Origin of the sequence: Bradyrhizobium erythrophlei, assembly GCF_042430365.1 — a bacterium.
GTDB lineage: Bacteria > Pseudomonadota > Alphaproteobacteria > Rhizobiales > Xanthobacteraceae > Bradyrhizobium > Bradyrhizobium erythrophlei.
The window spans coordinates 1-18,184 of the sequence record NZ_JBHMET010000255.1 but is presented as its reverse complement, the minus strand read 5'-3'; the positions used below and the strand labels follow the sequence as shown (position 1 = coordinate 18,184).

The 18,184-nt window shown below is 66.1% G+C and carries 15 protein-coding genes; 9 read left to right on the top strand and 6 right to left on the bottom strand.

The features are described 5' to 3' along the window. The first annotated feature begins 5 nt into the window (after positions 1 to 5). Complete coding sequence (locus ACFFWD_RS38525) at positions 6 to 899, top strand: YihY/virulence factor BrkB family protein (protein WP_376974593.1); 894 nt, start codon at positions 6 to 8, stop codon at positions 897 to 899. Here ACFFWD_RS38525 and ACFFWD_RS38520 read toward each other — a convergent pair. Then, positions 826 to 2,085 carry an ATP-binding protein gene (locus ACFFWD_RS38520; protein ID WP_376974592.1) on the bottom strand — a complete coding sequence of 420 codons (1,260 nt, stop codon included), beginning with the start codon at positions 2,083 to 2,085 and terminating at the stop codon, positions 826 to 828. The genes ACFFWD_RS38525 and ACFFWD_RS38520 overlap by 74 nt on opposite strands. A 57-nt stretch (positions 2,086 to 2,142) precedes the next feature. Further along, complete coding sequence (gluQRS, locus tag ACFFWD_RS38515; protein ID WP_376974591.1) at positions 2,143 to 3,045, bottom strand: tRNA glutamyl-Q(34) synthetase GluQRS; 903 nt, start codon at positions 3,043 to 3,045, stop codon at positions 2,143 to 2,145. Between the two features lie 123 nt (positions 3,046 to 3,168). Here gluQRS and ACFFWD_RS38510 point away from each other — a divergent pair, with 123 nt between their 5' ends. Then, positions 3,169 to 3,822, top strand: a complete 654-nt coding sequence (locus tag ACFFWD_RS38510; RefSeq protein ID WP_376974704.1) for a DNA-3-methyladenine glycosylase family protein — start codon at positions 3,169 to 3,171, stop codon at positions 3,820 to 3,822. Positions 3,823 to 3,829: 7 nt separating this feature from the next. Here ACFFWD_RS38510 and ACFFWD_RS38505 read toward each other — a convergent pair whose 3' ends face one another. Then, on the bottom strand, positions 3,830 to 4,717 hold the full coding sequence (locus ACFFWD_RS38505; RefSeq protein WP_376974590.1) for a LysR family transcriptional regulator: 888 nt from the start codon (positions 4,715 to 4,717) through the stop codon (positions 3,830 to 3,832). Between the two features lie 209 nt (positions 4,718 to 4,926). On the opposite strand from ACFFWD_RS38505, the gene ACFFWD_RS38500 reads away from it, so the two are divergent. The 5 genes from ACFFWD_RS38500 to ACFFWD_RS38480 all read left to right on the top strand — a co-directional run bounded on the left by ACFFWD_RS38500 (position 4,927) and on the right by ACFFWD_RS38480 (position 11,738). Next, complete coding sequence (locus tag ACFFWD_RS38500) at positions 4,927 to 5,898, top strand: NAD(P)H-dependent flavin oxidoreductase (protein WP_376974588.1); 972 nt, start codon at positions 4,927 to 4,929, stop codon at positions 5,896 to 5,898. 29 nt (positions 5,899 to 5,927) lie between these two features. Further along, positions 5,928 to 7,115 (top strand): ABC transporter substrate-binding protein, encoded by a 1,188-nt coding sequence (locus ACFFWD_RS38495; protein WP_376974587.1) that lies wholly within the window; start codon positions 5,928 to 5,930, stop codon positions 7,113 to 7,115. A 15-nt stretch (positions 7,116 to 7,130) separates the two neighbouring features. Beyond that, entirely contained in the window at positions 7,131 to 8,657 is a 1,527-nt protein-coding gene (locus tag ACFFWD_RS38490) for an acyl-CoA synthetase (protein WP_376974586.1), read from the top strand. Positions 8,658 to 8,745: 88 nt separating this feature from the next. Next, positions 8,746 to 9,837, top strand: a complete 1,092-nt coding sequence (locus tag ACFFWD_RS38485; RefSeq protein WP_376974585.1) for a DUF2855 family protein — start codon at positions 8,746 to 8,748, stop codon at positions 9,835 to 9,837. Between the two features lie 98 nt (positions 9,838 to 9,935). Continuing rightward, a complete protein-coding gene (locus tag ACFFWD_RS38480) occupies positions 9,936 to 11,738 on the top strand; it encodes a flavin-containing monooxygenase (RefSeq protein WP_376974584.1) in 1,803 nt (600 codons plus the stop codon). An 8-nt stretch (positions 11,739 to 11,746) separates the two neighbouring features. On the opposite strand, the gene ACFFWD_RS38475 is transcribed toward ACFFWD_RS38480, so the two are convergent. Both ACFFWD_RS38475 and ACFFWD_RS38470 read right to left on the bottom strand, forming a co-directional pair. Continuing rightward, the gene (locus ACFFWD_RS38475) at positions 11,747 to 12,727 is read right to left on the bottom strand and encodes a Bug family tripartite tricarboxylate transporter substrate binding protein (protein WP_376974583.1); all 981 of its coding nucleotides are present in this window, start codon (positions 12,725 to 12,727) and stop codon (positions 11,747 to 11,749) included. Between the two features lie 70 nt (positions 12,728 to 12,797). Continuing rightward, positions 12,798 to 14,558, bottom strand: coding sequence for a chloride channel protein (locus ACFFWD_RS38470; protein WP_376974582.1), 1,761 nt, complete (start codon positions 14,556 to 14,558; stop codon positions 12,798 to 12,800). 198 nt (positions 14,559 to 14,756) lie between these two features. On the opposite strand from ACFFWD_RS38470, the gene ACFFWD_RS38465 reads away from it, so the two are divergent. Continuing rightward, positions 14,757 to 15,314: an HNH endonuclease gene (locus ACFFWD_RS38465; protein ID WP_376974581.1), complete on the top strand. Its 558-nt coding sequence runs from the start codon at positions 14,757 to 14,759 to the stop codon at positions 15,312 to 15,314. 145 nt (positions 15,315 to 15,459) lie between these two features. Here the strand turns inward: ACFFWD_RS38465 and ACFFWD_RS38460 are convergent, their stop codons facing one another. Next, positions 15,460 to 17,316 (bottom strand): ABC transporter ATP-binding protein/permease, encoded by a 1,857-nt coding sequence (locus ACFFWD_RS38460; RefSeq protein WP_376974580.1) that lies wholly within the window; start codon positions 17,314 to 17,316, stop codon positions 15,460 to 15,462. A gap of 220 nt (positions 17,317 to 17,536) precedes the next feature. Here ACFFWD_RS38460 and rpmE point away from each other — a divergent pair, with 220 nt between their 5' ends. After that, positions 17,537 to 17,764, top strand: coding sequence for a 50S ribosomal protein L31 (rpmE, locus tag ACFFWD_RS38455; protein ID WP_016845230.1), 228 nt, complete (start codon positions 17,537 to 17,539; stop codon positions 17,762 to 17,764). Positions 17,765 to 18,184 lie beyond the last annotated feature (420 nt).

Genomic DNA, 18,184 nt, shown 5'->3' with positions numbered 1-18,184 from the left:
GGAATGTGAAACAGCTTCGTTACGTCTTCCACGTCGTGATCGATGCCTTTTACACGTTCCTGACCGATGACGGCTGGGCGATCGCGAGCCACATCGCGCTCTCGACCCTGATGGCGCTGTTTCCGTTCCTGATCGTGCTGACCTCGCTGGCCGGCTTCTTCGGCTCCAAGGAGCTTGCCGACCAGGCCGCCGGGCTCTTGCTGCAGGTCTGGCCGAAGCAGGTCGCCGACACGCTGTCGGGCGAAATCCACGACGTCCTGACCACCACGCGCGGCGATATCCTGACCATCGGCGCGGTGCTCGCGGTCTACTTCGCCTCCAACGGCGTCGAGGCGCTGCGCATCGCGCTGAACCGCGCCTACGCCGTGGTCGAAACGCGGCGGTGGTACTGGCTGCGGCTGGAATCGATCGGCTACACGCTGGTGGCGGCGGTCACGTCGCTGGCAATGGCGTTCCTGATCGTGCTCGGTCCGTTGATGATCGAGGCGGCGCGGCGCCACATCCCGTTCTTTGTCGAGAGCAACGAGCGCATCCTCAATTTTGCTCGCTATGGAATCACGATCAGCGCGCTGACGATTGCGCTGTTCATCCTGCATGCCTGGGTGCCGGCCGGCCGCCGCCGCTTCCTACAGATCCTGCCCGGCATCATCTTCACCATGGTGGCGTCGCTGATCTCGGGCATCGTGTTCGGCCAGTATCTGGCGCGCTTCGCCAACAACTACGTCACGATGTATGCGGGGCTGGCATCCGTCATCATCGCGCTGGTGTTCCTGTATTTCATCGCCGCGATCTTCGTCTATGGCGGCGAACTGAACGCGGCGATCATCAAGTCGCGCCTGCCGCAGGGCGTGTCGCTGCAAGCAGCGCAGTCGCTAAAGCCCGCGGAGACACAGGCTTGACCAGGAAGGCGTCGGCGCCGGCCGCGCGCGCGGCGGCCTCGTCCTCGGCCTTGCCGGAGATCCCGATGATGGCGATGCGGCCGAGCGGCGACGGCAGCGCGCGGATCCGCCTGATCGCCTCGACCCCGCCGATGCCCGGCAGCACCATGTCCATCAGCACGGCGTCGAATGCCCGCTGCCCGAGCCTTTCAGGCGCGGCTTCGCCCTGGCCGATGAACTCGGTCTGATGGCCGAGCTCGGTCAGGATCGTGTTGAGCACGACGCGGCCGAACGGATTGTCCTCGACACTGAGCAACCGCAGCCGCTGCGTCTCGCCCGCGGCGGCTTCGCTGTCGGGCATCAAGGTCACGGCCCCTTCGGCCGCCGTCAGCACCACGTTCAGCGTGAAGGTGGTGCCGCCGCCTTTGCGCGCAGTTGCGACGATGTCGCCGCCCATGGCGCGCGCGAGCTGCCTGACCGACGAAAGGCCGAGCCCGGCGCCTCCAAACCTGGAGGCGATCGCGACATTGGCCTGCGAGAATGGCCGGAACAGGCGCTTCACCTCCGACAGTGTCAGGCCGATGCCGCTGTCGGACACCGCAAACGCGACGCCGATCCTGCCCTTCCCGGCCCGCAGCGGCGACACCTTGAGCGCGACGGCCCCCCGCTCGGTGAACTTCACCGCATTGTCGATCAAATTCTCCAGCGCCGCGCGCAGGCGGACGGGATCGCCGACCGCGAAGACGGGAAGTTGGCCGGAAATCTCGATAGCGGCTTGCAGCCCCTTGGCCGCCGCGCGGCCTGAGAGCGAATCCCCGATGTTCCGCGCCAGCGTGTGCAGATCGAAGAAATCCTGCCGGACCGCCAACCCCGGCCCCTCGCTGCGGGCAGCGTCGACGAACAAGGTCGCAAGGCTCGCCAGATGCTCAGCACCGGCCCTGATGGTGTCGACCCAACGCCGTTCGCGCTCGCCGAGATCGGAGGTCGCAAGCAGGTTGCTGATCGCCAGAATCCCGGTCAGCGGCGTCCGCACCTCATGGGCAAAGGCCGCCAGCGCGGTCTCGACCATTGCAGCGCCGGCCTTGGCCGAGGCGGGCTTGCGGCGCGGCTTCGCGGCAGCCTTTGCAGCGCGCTTGGGGACGCGCTTCTTCGGCAGCTTCCGCTTCGGTTGCCGCGTGCTGCGCCGTGCGCGCGATGTTGCCGCCATGGTCTCCGCTGTCCCCCGCCCCTTGCGGAACAGAATGGCATGCCAGGACTGTCGGAGTCACGGCGGCGACGCCGGCTGACCACCACAAAACGGCGGCAGGCCGATCAGGCGGCGGATATCGGCCGGACTTGCCCCCGCAGCCCGCAGCTCGCGGAGGCCGGTCGCCCGGGTCGATTTCGAGAGCTTGTTTCCGGCGTCATCCGGGATCAGCCGGTGATGCCGGTATGCCGGTGCGGGCAGGCCGAGCAAATCCTGCAGCAGGCGATGGACGCTGGTCGACCAGAACAAGTCAGTGCCCCGGACCACCTCAGTGACACCCTGCAAGGCGTCGTCGATCACCACGGAGAGGTGATAGCTGGTCGGGGTCTCCTTGCGCGCCAGGATGACGTTGCCCCAGGCTTGCGGCCGGGCGGCGACATCGCCGGTCTCCCCGGCGGGCCCTTCGCCCTGCTCGCGCCAGTGCAAGTCGCCGGCGCGCGCGCACGCTGCCGCCATGTCGAGCCGCAACGCATAAGGCGCGCCCTGTTCCATCAGCCGGCCGCGCTCGTCCTCCGTGAGCGATTTGGCCGTCCCCGGATAGAGCGGCGCGCCGTCCGGATCGCGCGGCCACGCACCGCGCGCCTCCCTCTCGGCAACGAGCCGCGCGATCTCGGCGCGGCTCTCGAAACTCGGATAGATCAGGCCGTCGGCCTGCAAGCGGTCGATCGCCTCGCGATAGGCGGCAAAGTGCTCCGACTGCCGCCGCACCGGCGTCTCCCAGGCGATGCCGAGCCAGGCCAGGTCCTCGTAGATCGCGGCCTCAAATTCGGGTCGACAGCGCGTCCCGTCGATGTCCTCGATCCGCAGCAGGAAGCGCCCGCCCGACTGCTGCGCCAAATCGAAATTGAGCAGCGCCGAATAGGCGTGGCCGAGATGCAGATAGCCGTTCGGACTGGGGGCGAAGCGGAAAACGGGTGGCATGGCAGTTGGTCGCACGTCACTTCACTGCCGGGGCTCGACCCGGCAATCCATCTGAGCAAGACTCTGTTACGATAGAAGATGGATGCGCAGGTCAAGCCCGCGCACGACAAAGTTGATTCCGCCATGCTGATCCACCTCGAAACCCAGACCGACCTCGACGACGCGATCCACAAGCTGGTCGACCAGGATCGGCGGCTGCGGCCGATCCTCGAACAGACCGGCATGCCGGCGATCCGCCAGCGCGAGCCGGGCTTTGCCGGCTTGGCCGCGATCATCTGCGGCCAGCAGCTTTCGACCGCGAGCGCTGCGGCGATCTGGGGCCGCGTCAGCACGGCGTTCGATCCGTTCCATCACGACACGATCCGCAAAGCCCGGGCCGACCGGCTCGGCCGGCTCGGCCTGTCGGCAGCCAAGATCAAGACGTTGAAGCACATCGCGCGCGAGCTCGCCGAGGAGCGGCTGAACCTCGAGGTGCTCGCCAATGAAGAGGCCGACGCCGCGCACAACACGCTGACGGCGCTGCCCGGCATCGGCCCGTGGACCGCCGACATCTACCTGCTGTTCTGCCTCGGTCATGGCGACGCCTGGCCGGCCGGCGACCTCGCCGTCCAGGAAGCCGTCAAGGCCGGTCTCGGGCTGAAGACGCGCCCGACGCCAAAGCAGATGGCGCCGCTCGCCGAACCATGGCGCCCGCTGCGCGGCGCCGCCGCGCATTTGTGGTGGGCCTATTACCGCGTGCTCAAGAAGCGCGAGGGTGTCATGGACAGTGCGAAGTAGGAGCGCTCTAGCCGCGCAGCCTGACGCGATCCTCGCGCGCGCAATCGGTGACGAAACCGATCACGGCCCGCACCGCCGGAAGCTCGACGAGATCGGGATGCGCTAGTAGCCAGAGATCGGCCACGTTGACCAATTTTTGCGGGGCGACCCGAACCAGATCGGGATCGCCGGCGGCGACGAAACAGGAGAGCGTCGAGATGCCGAGGCCAGCCTTTGCAGCGGCCAGCATTTCTTCCCGTGACGAGCAGCGCAGCACCACCGTCCCTTGCCGGGTGATGACCTCGCTCCAGCGCGCGAGCCCAACGTATGACGTCGGGTCGGCGAAGCCGATGACGCTATGCCCCTTCCATTCGTCACGCCGTTGCGGCAGCGGCCGTCGCGCCGCGTAGTCGCGCGAGGCGTAGAAGCCGGTGCCGAGTCGGCCGATCCGCCGCCCGATCAAATTCTCCTCGCCGCTATCGACCGGGCGCAGCACGATATCGGCTTCGCGGCGGCGGACGCTGGCCGGAAATGGGTGGGTGATGATCTCGAGCTGAATATGGTCATGCGCGAGCAGGAACGGCTCCAACCGCGGGATAAGCCAGTCCGAGGCCAGCGACGCCCCGATCGACAGCTTGACCACTCCGCGCGCCTGCGCTCCGGTCGCCGACACGGCTGCCTCGGCGCGCAATGCCGCGGCCGCCATGGCGTCAACGTGTTCGCGAAACTTTCTTCCCTGCGAGGTCAACGACAGGCCGTCATTGGCGCGGGCGAACAGGCGCGTGCCGAGCTGCTTCTCCAGCGCCGCGACGTTGCGGCCGACGGTCGGGTGGCTGATGCGCAGGCGGCGCGCGGCGCCGGCCAGGCTGCGCGTCTCGGCCACCGCGACGAAGATTCTGCAAAGCTCCCAGTCCATGCCGCTCCGCCGCCCTTGTACCCGTGTTCATTCTTGATCGAACCATCGTTCAATATTGAACGTCGTGCCGCTTCCGTCCAGCCTTATATTGCCTTCCCAAGAGAGCCGGGCGCCGACCAGAGACAGGCGCCGCCGCTCCAGCCATCACAACAAGGCGCGATCCACCCCCCGGCCACCGGCCGATTGGCATGCATGGAGGACCCCAAGAGATGCCGCTACCCGCTTCGCTCGCCAACAAGCTTGAACTGCCCGTCGTCGGCTCGCCGCTGTTCATCGTGTCGGGGCCCGAGCTCGTGATCGCCCAGTGCAAGGCCGGCATTGTCGGCTCGTTCCCGGCGCTGAATGCCCGCCCGGTCGAAAAACTCGACGAGTGGCTGACGCGGATCGAGAACGAACTCGGCGAGTACCAGGCGCTGCATCCGGAGAAGAAGGTCGCGCCCTACGCGGTCAACCAGATCTGTCACGCCTCCAACGACCGCCTGATGCGCGACATGGAAACCTGCGTGAAGCACAAGGTGCCTGTCATCATCACCTCGCTGCGCCCGCCGTCCGAGATCGTCGAGGCCGCGCATTCCTATGGCGGCGTCGTGTTCCATGACGTCATCAACGTCAAGCACGCGCGCAAGGCCGCCGAACAGGGCGTCGACGGCCTGATCCTGGTCTGCGCCGGCGCCGGTGGGCATGCCGGCACGCTGTCGCCGTTCGCGCTGGTGCGCGAGGTCAAGCAATGGTTCAAGGGCACGATCCTGCTGTCGGGCGCGATCTCCGACGGCGCGAGCATCGCCTCCGCGCTCGCGCTCGGCGCCGACCTCGCCTATATCGGCACCCGCTTCATCGCGACCGAAGAGGCCAACGCCGATGTCAAATACAAGCAGGCGCTGACCGAATACGCCGCGCACGACATCGTCTATTCGAACCTGTTCACCGGCGTGCACGGCAATTATCTCGGGCCGTCGATCGCGGCCGCGGGCCTCGATCCCGACAACCTGCCGGTCGCCGACAAATCCAAGATGAACTTCGGCTCCGGCGGCAACATGAAGGCCAAGGCCTGGCGCGACATCTGGGGCTCCGGCCAGGGCATCGGCCAGATCGCCGACGCACCGCCGGTCGCCGAACTGGTGGCGCGGCTGAAGTCGGAATTCGCCGAGGCGCGCAACGATTTCATGCGCGCCAGCGCCTGACTCAATCAGATCAAGACCGGGAGTGAACGATGAAACGCGCGCAATATGCGCTGGCGGCCGTGCTGGCCGCCTGCGCGATCACGGGCGCCGCCGCCGACAACGGCAAGGAGGAAATCCGGATCGGCCAGACCCTGCCCTATAGCGGGCCGCTGTCCGGCTTCGGCACCATCGGACGGACGCAGGAGGCGTTCTTCGCCAAGATCAACGCGGAGGGCGGCATCAACGGCCGCAAGGTGAAATTCATCACGCTGGACGACGCCTATTCCCCGCCGAAGACCGTCGAGCAGACCCGCAAGCTGGTTGAGCAGGACGAGATGCTGATGATGTTCGGCTCGCTCGGAACCGCCACCAACAACGCCGTGCACCGCTATCTCAACACCAAGAAAATCCCTCAGCTATTCGTGCTGAGCGGCGCGACCAAATGGGCCGACCCGAAGGCCTATCCCTGGACCATGCCGGGCATGGCGGCCTACGAATCCGAGGGCGTAGTCTACGCCAAACACGTGCTGCAGACCAAGCCGGATGCGAAGATCGCGATCCTTTCGCAGAACGACGATTTCGGCCGCGACTACGTCGCCGGCTTCAAGCGCGCGCTCGGCGGCAAGGCCGCGAGCATGATCGTGGCGGAGGCGAGCTATGAGCCGACCGCGCCGACCATCAGCTCGCAGCTTGCGACGTTGAAGGCGTCCGGCGCCAACGTGCTGTTCGGCGTCGTGCTCGGCAAATTCACGTCCCAGATGATCAAGGGCGTCGCCGAAATCGGCTGGAAGCCGGAGCTGTTCTTCGTCCCGACCTCGGCCTCCTCGATCTCGTTCCTGGAACCCGCGGGCCTCGACAATGCGGTCGGCCTGATCTCGTCGAGCAACCAGAAGGACACGATGGACGCGCAATGGGCCGACGACGCGGCGGTGAAGGAGTATCTTGCCTTCATGAAGCAGTATCTGCCCAATGCCGATCTCAACAATTCGAACTATGCGGCCGGCTACCACTATGCGACGCTGCTGATGGCCGTGCTCAAGGCCTGCAAGGAGGATTTCAGCCGCGAGAACATCCTGCGCCAGGCGGCATCGCTGCGCGAGGTTCCGCTGCCGCTGTTGTTGCCGGGCATGACGGTTTCGACCGGGCCGGACGATTATCTGCCGTTCCAGCAATTGCAGCTCCGCCGCTTCAACGGCAAGAGCTGGATCAACATCGGCGGCATCCTGGACGACCGCTAACAGACGAGACATGACATGATCATCAGCGGCGAGAGAAAAATCAGCTACGGCGATATCCACGCCCGCATCGCGCGGGCGGCCAGCGGCTTCCGTGCGCTCAGCGTGCGCGACGGCAAGCCGGTCGGCATGATGCTGCGCAATGATTTCGCGCTGTTCGAGGTGGTGGCGGCGTCAGCCGCGCTCGGCAGTCCCGTCGTGCCGATCAACTGGCATCTGAAGGCCGAGGAGGTCGCCTACATCCTCGCCGACAGTGGCGCCGACACCCTGGTCTGCCACGCCGATCTGCTGCCGCAGATCAAGGATGGCTTGCCGGAAGGGCTCAAGCTCCTGGTCGTGACGACGCCGCCCGAGATCGCTGCTGCCTACGGCGTGGCCCCGGCGCTTGCCGAGGTGCCGGCCGATATGACCGACTGGGACCGCTGGCGCGACACGCACCCGCCGCTAGCCGAGGCGCCGATCGGCGCGGCGCCGATGTTCTACACGTCGGGCACCACGGGCCTGCCGAAGGGAGTCAAGCGCAAGCCGATGCGGCCCGAGCAGCAGGCGGCCGCGGCCCGCGTCGGCGCCGTCACCTACGGCATCAAGCCGAACGAGGATCAGGTGATCCTGATGAACGGGCCGATGTACCATTCGGCCCCGCACTCCTACGGCATGCTCGCATTCCGCAACGGCTGCAGCATCGTGCTCGAGCCGCGCTTCGATCCCGAGGATTTGCTGCAATTGATCGAACGCCACCGCGTCACCCACATGCACATGGTGCCGACCATGTTCGTGCGGCTGCTGCGCCTGCCCGAGGAGACACGGCGCCGCTACGATTTGTCCTCGCTGCGCTTCATCGTCCATGGCGCGGCACCCTGCCCGGTCGACGTCAAGCGCGCGATGATCGACTGGTGGGGACCGGTGGTGAACGAGTATCTCGGCTCCACCGAGACCGGCATCCCGGTCTGGCATTCGGCCGCGGAAGCGCTGGCGAAGCCCGGCACCGTCGGCCGCGTGATCGAGGGCGGCATCGTCAAGATCTTCCGCCCCGACGGCACGCCGTGCGACGTCGGCGAGCCCGGCGAGATCTTCATGCGGCAGACGGCGACGTCGGATTTCGACTATCACGGCAATGCCAAGGCGCGCGCCGAGGCCGACCGCGACGGTCTCGTCAGCGTCGGCGACGTCGGCTATCTCGATGCCGACGGTTATCTCTTCCTGTGCGACCGCAAGCGCGACATGGTGATCTCGGGCGGCGTCAACATCTATCCCGCCGAAATCGAGAATGCGCTGATCGGCATGGCTGGTGTCCGCGACTGCGCGGTGTTCGGCGTGCCCGACGATGAATATGGCGAGCGGCTGTTCGCCTGCGTCGAGCCGGAGGCCGGTGCGACACTGTCAATCGACGCCATCAAGGATTTCCTGCGCGGCAAGCTCGCCAACTTCAAGGTGCCGAGGGACATCCAGTTCATGGATGCCCTGCCTCGCGAAGCCACCGGCAAGATCTTCAAGCGCAAGCTGCGCGATCTCTACCGCGACGGGCAGCTCCGCGGCGCGGGGTGAAACGAACAGCGTTTCAAACTTTGTTGCTGTTGCAAAAGGGTCATCGCTCGACGCAATGATGCGGCGCATCTGATCCGGGATCGTCATCATGAAATCCACCGACTTCATCGTCGTCCGCAACGATCTGCAGCAATGCAAGGTGATCGAGACGCAACTGCCCGACGCCGCCGCCCTGCCGGCCGACACCCTGCTGGTGAAGGTGACGCGTTTCGCTCTCACCGCCAACAACATCACCTACGCCGTGATCGGCGAGGAGCTGAAATACTGGCAGTTGTTCCCGACGCCTGAGGGCTACGGCAACATCCCGGTGTGGGGCTTTGGCGAGGTGATCGCCTCGCGGCATCCTGCGGTCGCGGTCGGCGAAACGCTGTTTGGCTATTTCCCGATGGCGACCCATCTCGTCATCGAGGCCGCCGACGTCAGCAAGCGGGGCTTGCGCGATGCCGCCGCGCACCGCCAGGGCGTGGCACCGGTCTACAATGCCTATGCCCGCGTCTCCGGCGAACCCGCCTTTGCCGGCCGGCAGGGCGATTACCAGGCGCTGCTCCGCCCCTTGTTCATGCTGTCGTTCCTGGTCGACGATTTCCTCGCCGAGAACGACTTCTATGGCGCCCGCAGCGTCCTGTTGTCGTCAGCCTCGAGCAAGACCGCCTTCGGGCTTGCGCATCTCGTGCACACGCAGCGCCCGAGCGTCCGCGTGGTCGGGCTGACATCGGCAGGCAATGTCGATTTCGTCAAATCGCTCGGCTGCTACGACAAGGTCGTCACCTATGACCGCGTCACGTCGATACCGGCAACCGAACCGGTCGCCTATGTCGACATGGCCGGCAGTTCCGCGCTGCGCGAGACGCTGCATCGGCATTTCGGCGCGCAGATGAAATATTCCGGCCGGGTCGGGCTGACCCACCGCGCCAGCGCACCCGACGAGCCGGCATTGCCGGGCGCCAAGCCGACCTGGTTCTTCGCCCCCGACCAGATCCGCAAGCGCGCCAAGGAATGGGGACCGGGCGGTGTCGACCAGCGCTTTGGCGCCGCGTGGGCCGGCCTAGCGCCGCGACTGCCCGATTGGCTCGAGGTGATCGAGCGGCGCGGGCCATCAGCGGTGCGGGAGGCCTATCTCGATACCCTTCAGGGCCGCGTTCCGCCAAACCAGGGCTTGATCCTGTCGCTGGCCGAATAGGCGGCATCTCGTCACGCTCTTTCTGCGGGCCTCCGAATGGGTATAGGCTTCGGGCCTAAGGAAACGCCGCACAGACGGCCGATGACGAGAAACGCCCGATGCTCGACAAGACGGACGACATTTCGGTTGCCGCCGACAATTGGCTTGTGCAGTTTGAGGATGCGCTGGCAAGCCCCGACGACGTGCTGCTGAAACCACTGTTCCACCCCGACAGCTACTGGCGCGACGTGCTGGCGCTGAGCTGGAATATCCAGACCGTCAATCGTGCCTTCGCGATCCTCGAGGAATTGCCCGCGCATGCGCGGCGCAGCGAACCCCATAATTTCCGCATCGATGCCGATCGCACCGCGCCGCGGCGGGTGATGCGCGCCGGCACCACCGCGATCGAGGCGATCTTCAAGTTCGAAACATCCGTCGGCCGCGGCCACGGCATCGTGCGGCTGATCCCCGATGCGGCCGACGACGATCGGCTGAAGGCGTGGACGCTGCTCACCGCGCTCGAGGAACTCAAGGGTTTCGAGGAGCAGCAGGGCCACACGCGACCGCGCGGGCAGGCCCATTCGCGCGATTTCCGCGGCCCCAATTGGCTCGACAAGCGCAAGGCTTCCGCCGAATACACCGACCGTGATCCCGCCGTGCTGGTGGTCGGCGGCGGACAGGCCGGGCTCGCGATCGCGGCGCGGCTGACGCAGCTTGGGATTGACACGCTGATCGTCGACCGCGAGGCGCGCGTCGGCGACAACTGGCGCAAGCGCTATCACGCGCTGACGCTGCACAACCAGGTGCAGGTCAATCACCTGCCCTACATGCCGTTCCCGCCGAACTGGCCGGTCTATATCCCCAAGGACAAGCTCGCCAACTGGTTCGAATCCTACGTCGACGCGATGGAGCTGAACTTCTGGACCGGCACCGAATTCGCCGGCGGTAGCTATGACGAGGCGCAGGGCCGCTGGAACGTGGCGCTGCGCCGCGCCGGCGGCACTACGCGCAAGATGCAGCCGCGCCATGTGGTGATGGCGACCGGCGTCAGCGGCATTCCGAACCTGCCCGATATTGCCGGCTTGAACAACTTTGCCGGCAAGGTGGTGCATTCCAGCGGCTATGGCGACGGTGAGGACTGGAACGGCAAGCGTGCGCTGGTGATCGGCACCGGCAACAGTGGCCATGACATCGCGCAGGACCTGCATTCCTCCGGCGCCGAGGTCACGCTGGTGCAGCGCTCCTCGACCCTGATCACCAATATCGAGCCGTCGGCGCAGCTCGCCTATGCCGCCTACAATGAAGGCACGCTCGAGGACAACGACCTGATCGCGACCTCGATGCCGCTGACGCTCGCCAAGCGCAGCCACACCCTGATGACCGAGCGATCGAAGGAGCTCGACAAGGCGCTGCTCGACGGGCTGAAGCACGTCGGCTTCAAGCTCGATTTCGGCGACGGTGGCACCGGCTGGCAGTTCAAATATCTCACCCGCGGCGGCGGTTATTATTTCAACGTCGGCTGCTCGGACCTCGTCGCCAGCGGCGCGATCAAGCTGAAGCAGTTTTCGGATGTCGAGACCTTCGTCGCCGACGGCGCGCTGCTGAAGGATGGCGAAACGGTTGCCGCCGACCTCATCGTGCTCGCGACCGGCTACCGGCCGCAGGAGGAGCTGGTGAAGAAGCTGTTCGGCGACGCCATGGCCGAACGGGTCGGCCCGATCTGGGGCTTCGGCGACGGACAGGAGCTGCGCAACATGTACACGCGCACGCCGCAGCCGGGCCTCTGGTTCATCGCCGGCAGCCTCGCGCAATGCCGGATCAACTCGCTCTATCTGGCGCTGCAGATCAAGGCGATCGAGGAAGGGCTATTGCCGCGCGACGTCGGGCCAAGGGCGGACCTTTCGCAAATCCCGCGGCCATAAGCAGCTCATCACTCCGCCTTGATGCCCGAGGCCTTGATGATCGGCCACCAGCGGTCGGCTTCCTGCTTCTGGAACGCCCGCAGCGCTTCCGGCGACTGCTGTTGTAGCGGTGTGATCTCGATGCCGAGTTCGTCGAAGCGCTGCTTCACCTTGGGGCTGGCCAGCACCTGCGTCATGGTCGCGTTCAGCTTGGCGATGATGTCCTTCGACGTGCCCTTCGGCACCCGGAGCCCGTACCAGAGCGAGGCGAAGAAGCCGGGCAGCCCGGCCTCATCGGCAGTCGGAATCGTGGGCGACGACCGCAGCCGCGCGTGACCGGCGATCGCGAACGGCTTCACGCTGCCGGCGCTGAGCAGCGCGCGGAAATTCGACGCCGGTTCGATCATGAAATCGATCTGTTCGGCGAGCAAATCCTGCATCGCCGGTCCGTTGCCGCGATAGGGCACGAACTGGAATTTGGTGCCTGTGGCCTTTTGAAACGCGATGCCGGCCAGCTGGCCGGTGGCGCCGACGCCGGCGATACCGACCGAGGCCTTGTCGGGATTGGCCTTGAGCCAGGCGATCAGGCCCTTGAGGTCGTCGGCCGGAAGGCTCTTCTTGCCGACGATCAGGAGCGGCTCGCTGCCGATCTCGATGACCGGCTCGAGATCCCTCAGCAGATCGAACGGCAGCGCGTAGAGACCGCCGGTCAGCATATGCGTTGTCGAGGTGCCGATCGACAGCGTGTAGCCGTCGTTCGGCGAACGCACCGCGCGGGTGACGCCGATGCTCCCGGCCGCGCCGCCGACATTCTCGATCACGATCGGCTGGCCGAGCACGGGCCGCATGCTCTCGGCCAGGAAGCGCGCCAGCGTGTCGGTGGCGCCGCCGGCGGAGAACGGCACGATCATGGTGATCGGCCGCGATGGGTAGCCCTGCGCGAAACCGGGTTCAGTTGCGACCGCGCCAGACAGCACCATCGCCGCCAACACTGCGAGCCACCTGTGCATCGGCATCCTCCCGCGTCGCGCTCTTCGGGCGCGTGTCATCGGCTATTCTTTGCGGCTTTTGTCCGCGAAATCAAACCTCCCCGATCACCTCGCGCCGGCGCTGTTCGGATTCTTCGGCATAGCGCCGCATCGCATGCGCTTCGGTCAGGGTCCCGATCGGCCGCCGGTCGCCATCGCCCTCGATCACCGCGAGCGATTCCGCTTCGGCCGCGTCGAACACCGCGATCGCCTCCTGGATGTTCATCCCGGGATGCAGCACCACGTCGGTGTGATGCAGGATGGCGGCAAGCCCCTTGCCGGTCTGGATATCGGGCGCATGCGCCTCCGCGACCAGCACCAGCCCGGCGTAACTGCCTTCGCCGTCCACAGCGACGACCTGCGTCTTCGAGCCCGGCGGGAACTTGTCGCGGAATTCCTCCATCGGCATTGCCGCGTCCACCGTGGTCAGGTCCCGCCGCATCATCCGCCCGACGGTGAGATCGCGGATCCAGCCGACATCGGCCGCGCTGCGGATGGTCTCGCCGCGCAAATGCAGCCGCCAGGTCGCAAACGAATAGCCGAACAGCTCGCGCGTGATCGTGGTCGAGATGATGACGGCAACCAGCACCGCGGTCGTGAGCCAAAGATTGCCGGTCGATTCCAGCGCGATGAACGACATCGTCAGCGGTCCGCCGATCACCGAGGCCGACAGCGCACTCATGCCGATCACCGCATAGGCGTTGGGGTCAAGGTTCAGCCCCGGCCAGACGATATCGACACCGGCGGCGAACAGGCGGCCGCCGAGCGCGCCCATGAACAGCGTGGCGAAGAACAGGCCGCCGCGAAAGCCGGAGCCGAGCGAGAGGATGGAGGCAAGCGCCTTGAGCACGAACACGAAGGCGATGAAGCCGAGCGGCATCGACACGATCGAGGCAAAGTGCAGCGCGCCGTGCCCGGACGACATCACCTGCGGGGTCAGCACGGCGAGCCCACCGACCGCGAGCCCACCGAGCGCGGGACGCAGCGGCGGCCACAGCTTCGTCTTCGCGAGCACCGCCTCCAACAGCGTGACGCCGCGCATGATGGTGATGCCGGTCAGCGCCGCCAGCGCCCCGAACACGACAGCAATCGCAAGGTCGCGGCCGAGCACGTCACCGACCGCGCCGACCGCGATGCCGAGCTTCAGCTCCGCAAAACCGTGGGTGACGAAATAGCCCGCGACCGCGGCAACCCCGACCGGCGCCAGACTCGCCGGCGTATAGCCGCCGATCACAAGCTCGAAGGCGTAGAACGCACCAGCGAGCGGCGCGCCGAACGCGCCTGCGATGGCGGCCGCCGCGCCGCATCCGACCATGATCCGCTGGTCGTTCCGGCGCATGTGGAACGCGCGCCCGAGCGAGGCGGCGAGCCCGCTCGAGAGCTGGGTGTAGCCGGCCTCCAGCCCGACCGAGGCGCCGACGCCGCTCGACCAGATCGTCTGTAGCGCCACGATCACGCTGCCGCGGAACGACATCCGCCCGCCATAAAGCGCATTGGCCTCGATCGGGTCGACCTCGCGCGCCGGGCGCCAGCGCAACAGCAGCAGGAACGCGACCCCCAGCACAAAGCCGCCGAGGCTCGGAACAAGCAGGGCCCGCAGCGAATCGATCAAGGGCTGGGCGGACAGCCGCTCGTGGATGCTGATGTTGAACAACAGCGCGTGGAGACCCGCGACCGCCACGCTCATCGCCAACACGACCACGCCGCCGACGGTTCCGGCGAGCGCCGCCAGCACCACCAGGCTCGTTTCATGCGCGCGAACGAAGGCACGGAGCCGGCGCGGCGCTTCGAGATAACGGGACGAGGTGGTCATGTGGCTTAAGGTCCGTCGGCGGGCGAGAAAGGCCCGAGGAAACCGGTTTAGCGGGCTTCGCGGCCGGGTGGCAATCGCGGCGGGAACATGGCGAGCGGCCTAAGGATAAGCCGCTCATTGCTCTTCACAATCCCGTCACGCTGCCTGTAGTATGTGAGTGCATGCTGCTTCGCAGCTAATGGGAGTCAGGAGCGTTATTTGAACGCACATGTCTCACAAGGCGGTTGGCCGGTGCTCGTGCTGAACGCGGACTTCCGGCCGCTCAGTTATTACCCGCTGTCGCTCTGGTCCTGGCAGGACGCGATCAAGGCGGTGTTTCTCGACCGCGTGAATATCGTCGAATACTACGACCGGGCGGTACGAAGTCCTTCCTTCGAAATCCAGCTGCCGAGCGTCGTATCCCTCAAATCCTTCGTCAAACCCTCTACCCACCCCGCCTTTACCCGTTTCAACGTTTTCTTGCGCGACCGCTTCGTCTGCCAATATTGCCTCTCCGGCGACGACCTGACCTTCGACCACATCATCCCGCGCAGCAAGGGTGGTCAGACCACCTGGGAAAACGTCGTCGCCGCCTGCTCGCCCTGCAATCTGCGCAAGGGCAACCTGACGCCGCAACAGGCCAGGATGTTTCCGAAGCAGGCGCCCTATGCGCCGACGGTGCACCAGCTTCACCGCAACGGCCGGCTGTTCCCGCCGAACTATCTGCACGAAAGCTGGCTCGACTATCTCTACTGGGATACGGAACTGGATCCGTAAGCGGCTTGGCGCGCGCCGCCGATAAGGCGGCATCGCGTAGCTGCGAACTCGTCTTTGGTGCGGGTGCACCAACTCGCCGCCTGTACCGGCCCCAATTGCTGTCGAAGCGCAGCGACGAGATGAAGTTCGGTCGGTCAACGCGCCCTCAAATCCCCTCGAACTGCAGCCGCGCGAGCCGCGCATAGAGGCCGTTTGCCGCGACCAGCTCGGCATGGGTGCCCTGCTCGACGATCCTGCCCTGGTCCATCACCAGGATGCGGTCGCAGGACAAGACGGTCGCCAGCCGATGGGCGATGACGAGCGTGGTGCGGTGGCGCATCAATTCCTCGAGCGCGGTCTGCACCAGCGTCTCGCTCTCGGCATCGAGCGCCGAGGTCGCCTCATCGAGCAGGAGCAGCGGCGCGTCGCGCAGGATCGCGCGGGCGATCGCGATGCGCTGGCGCTGGCCGCCCGACAGCGTCACGCCGCGCTCGCCGAGCTGCGCCTCGAAGCCGCCCGGCAGCTTCCGGAGGAATTCGGTGGCGTGGGCGAGGTCGGCGGCGCGCTCGACCTCCGCATCCGTTGCATCGGGACGGCCGAAGCGGATGTTTTCGCGCGCGCTGGCTGCGAACACGACGGTGTCCTGCGGCACCAGCGCGATGCGCGCGCGCACGTCGATCGGATCGGCCTCTTTGACCGGCACGCCATCGAGCGAGATCGTGCCCGATTTCGGATCGTAGAAGCGCAGTAACAGGTGGAACAGCGTGCTCTTGCCGGCGCCCGACGGGCCGACGATCGCGACCTTCTCGCCCGAGCTGACCTTCAGCGACACGCCGTCGACGGCTGATACATTCGGCCGCGTCGGATAGGCGAAGCTGACATCGTCGAAACCGACGTCGCCGCGCGGCGGCTGCGGCAGCGCACGGGGCTTAACGGGCGCAGCGATCTCCGGCTTGACGCGGAGGATTTCGAACAGCCGCTCGGCGGCGCCAGACGCGGCCGAGACCTCACCCCAGACCTCGCTGAGCTGGCCGAGGCCGGTCGCGGCAAAGGCGGTGTAGAGGATGAACTGGCCGAGCCGGCCCGCGCTGATCGACCCCGTCAGCACGTCGTGCGAGCCGACCCAGAGGATCACGACGACGCTGGTGAAGACGATGAAGATGATGATCAGCGTCAGCACCGCGCGCGCCTTGGTCGAGCTGCGCGCTGCCTGATAGGCCTGCTCGACCTCGCGGGTAAAGCGCGTGTCGGCGAACCGCTCGCTGGTGTAAGCCTGCACGGTCCTGATCGCGCCGATCAGTTCGGAGGCATAGGCGCTGGCGTCGGCCAAAGTATCCTGCGCGTTGCGCGACAGCCGCCTGACCCAGCGGCCGAACGCCACCAGCGGGATCACGATGATCGGGATCGCCAGCAGCACGAAGCCGGACAGCCGCGGGCTCGTGATCACCATCATGGCGGTGGCGCCAATGAACAGCATCATGTTGCGGAGCGCGATCGAGACCGACGCGCCGACCGCGGACTTAATCTGGGTGGTGTCGGCGGTGAGCCGCGACACCAGCTCGCCGGAGCGCGAGGAATCGAAGAACGCCGGCGACAATGAGATCAGATGCGTAAACACATCGCGGCGGAGATCGGCGACGATGCGCTCGCCGATCGTCATGACGAGGTAGTAGCGCGACGCGCTGGCACCGGCGAGCACGGCCACGACCGCGATCATCACGCTGAAGTAGCTGTTGATCATCGCGATGCCTTCCGGCGTGAAGCCGAAATCGATCATCCGCCGCACCGCGACCGGCACGATCAGCGTGGTCATCGCCGCTGTTGTCAGCGAGATGAAGGCGAGGATCGCGCGGCCCTTGTAGCGCGCCACATAGGGCGCCAGCGCCAACAGCGGCCTCAGGCGGGCGCGGTTCTTGGCCGGCTCCGTCAATTGGCTTTCGATAAAGGCCTCGTCCTCGAGCAGCGCATCGCGCTGATGCTGCGGGGCGCTGCGGGGGGTCTCAAGCTGTTCGGCTACGCTCATCAATCCGGACCGGTTTCTCTGCCCCCAGATAGGCCCGCTAACCCCCGGCTGGCAAATCCGGGAAAGTCCCAATGCGGTGATGGGCTTGAGGGCACCGACTTGGCCGTGTTCTTGGCCTTGTTCTTGGCCTTGTTTTGGGGGGCTCCTTGCGTTATAGAGCCGGCTAAATCCCGTATCCCAGACATCTTGAGACGGGCGCCGGCGCGCCGAAGGAACTGCCATGAAAGCCGATATTCATCCGAATTATCATACGATTAAGGTCGTCATGACCGACGGCACCGAGTACCTGACCCGCTCGACCTGGGGCAAGGAAGGCGACACGCTGAACCTCGATATCGACCCCAAGTCGCACCCGGCCTGGACCGGCGGCACCCAGCAGCTGATGGACCGTGGCGGCCGCGTGTCGCGCTTCCAGAAGAAGTTCTCGGGCTTCCTCAAGAAGGACTAAAGTCCGCTTCGATCGCCGTTTGCGGTCGCGCCAAACGCCCCCATCGCGGGGGCGTTTTTGTTTGATCACGAAGAAACAGCAGGACATGAATTCCCGTTCTCGCGGCACGATGTGTCCGAGGATTGCAAGCATTCGACGCTCTCTGAAAAGCAGAGGGCGCAGGGAAAGCCGGGTGCCGATCGCACCCATGGGTCCCGTGCAATAGAGCACGGGGGTAGGACCACAGGTGAAACCGGAAAACACGCCGGCTTTCCCTGCGCGATGGGTTACGGCTTATACGTGCTCTCCCCGGCGAGACAGGGCTTTCTTGTCACCGTCATCAGCGAGAGATCTTGCCCCTCGCTAATGAGACACCTGCCACTAGGCCGGATCGACATTCACCGGAGCCAGACCATGGCGGCGGCGAGGTGGACGAATCCG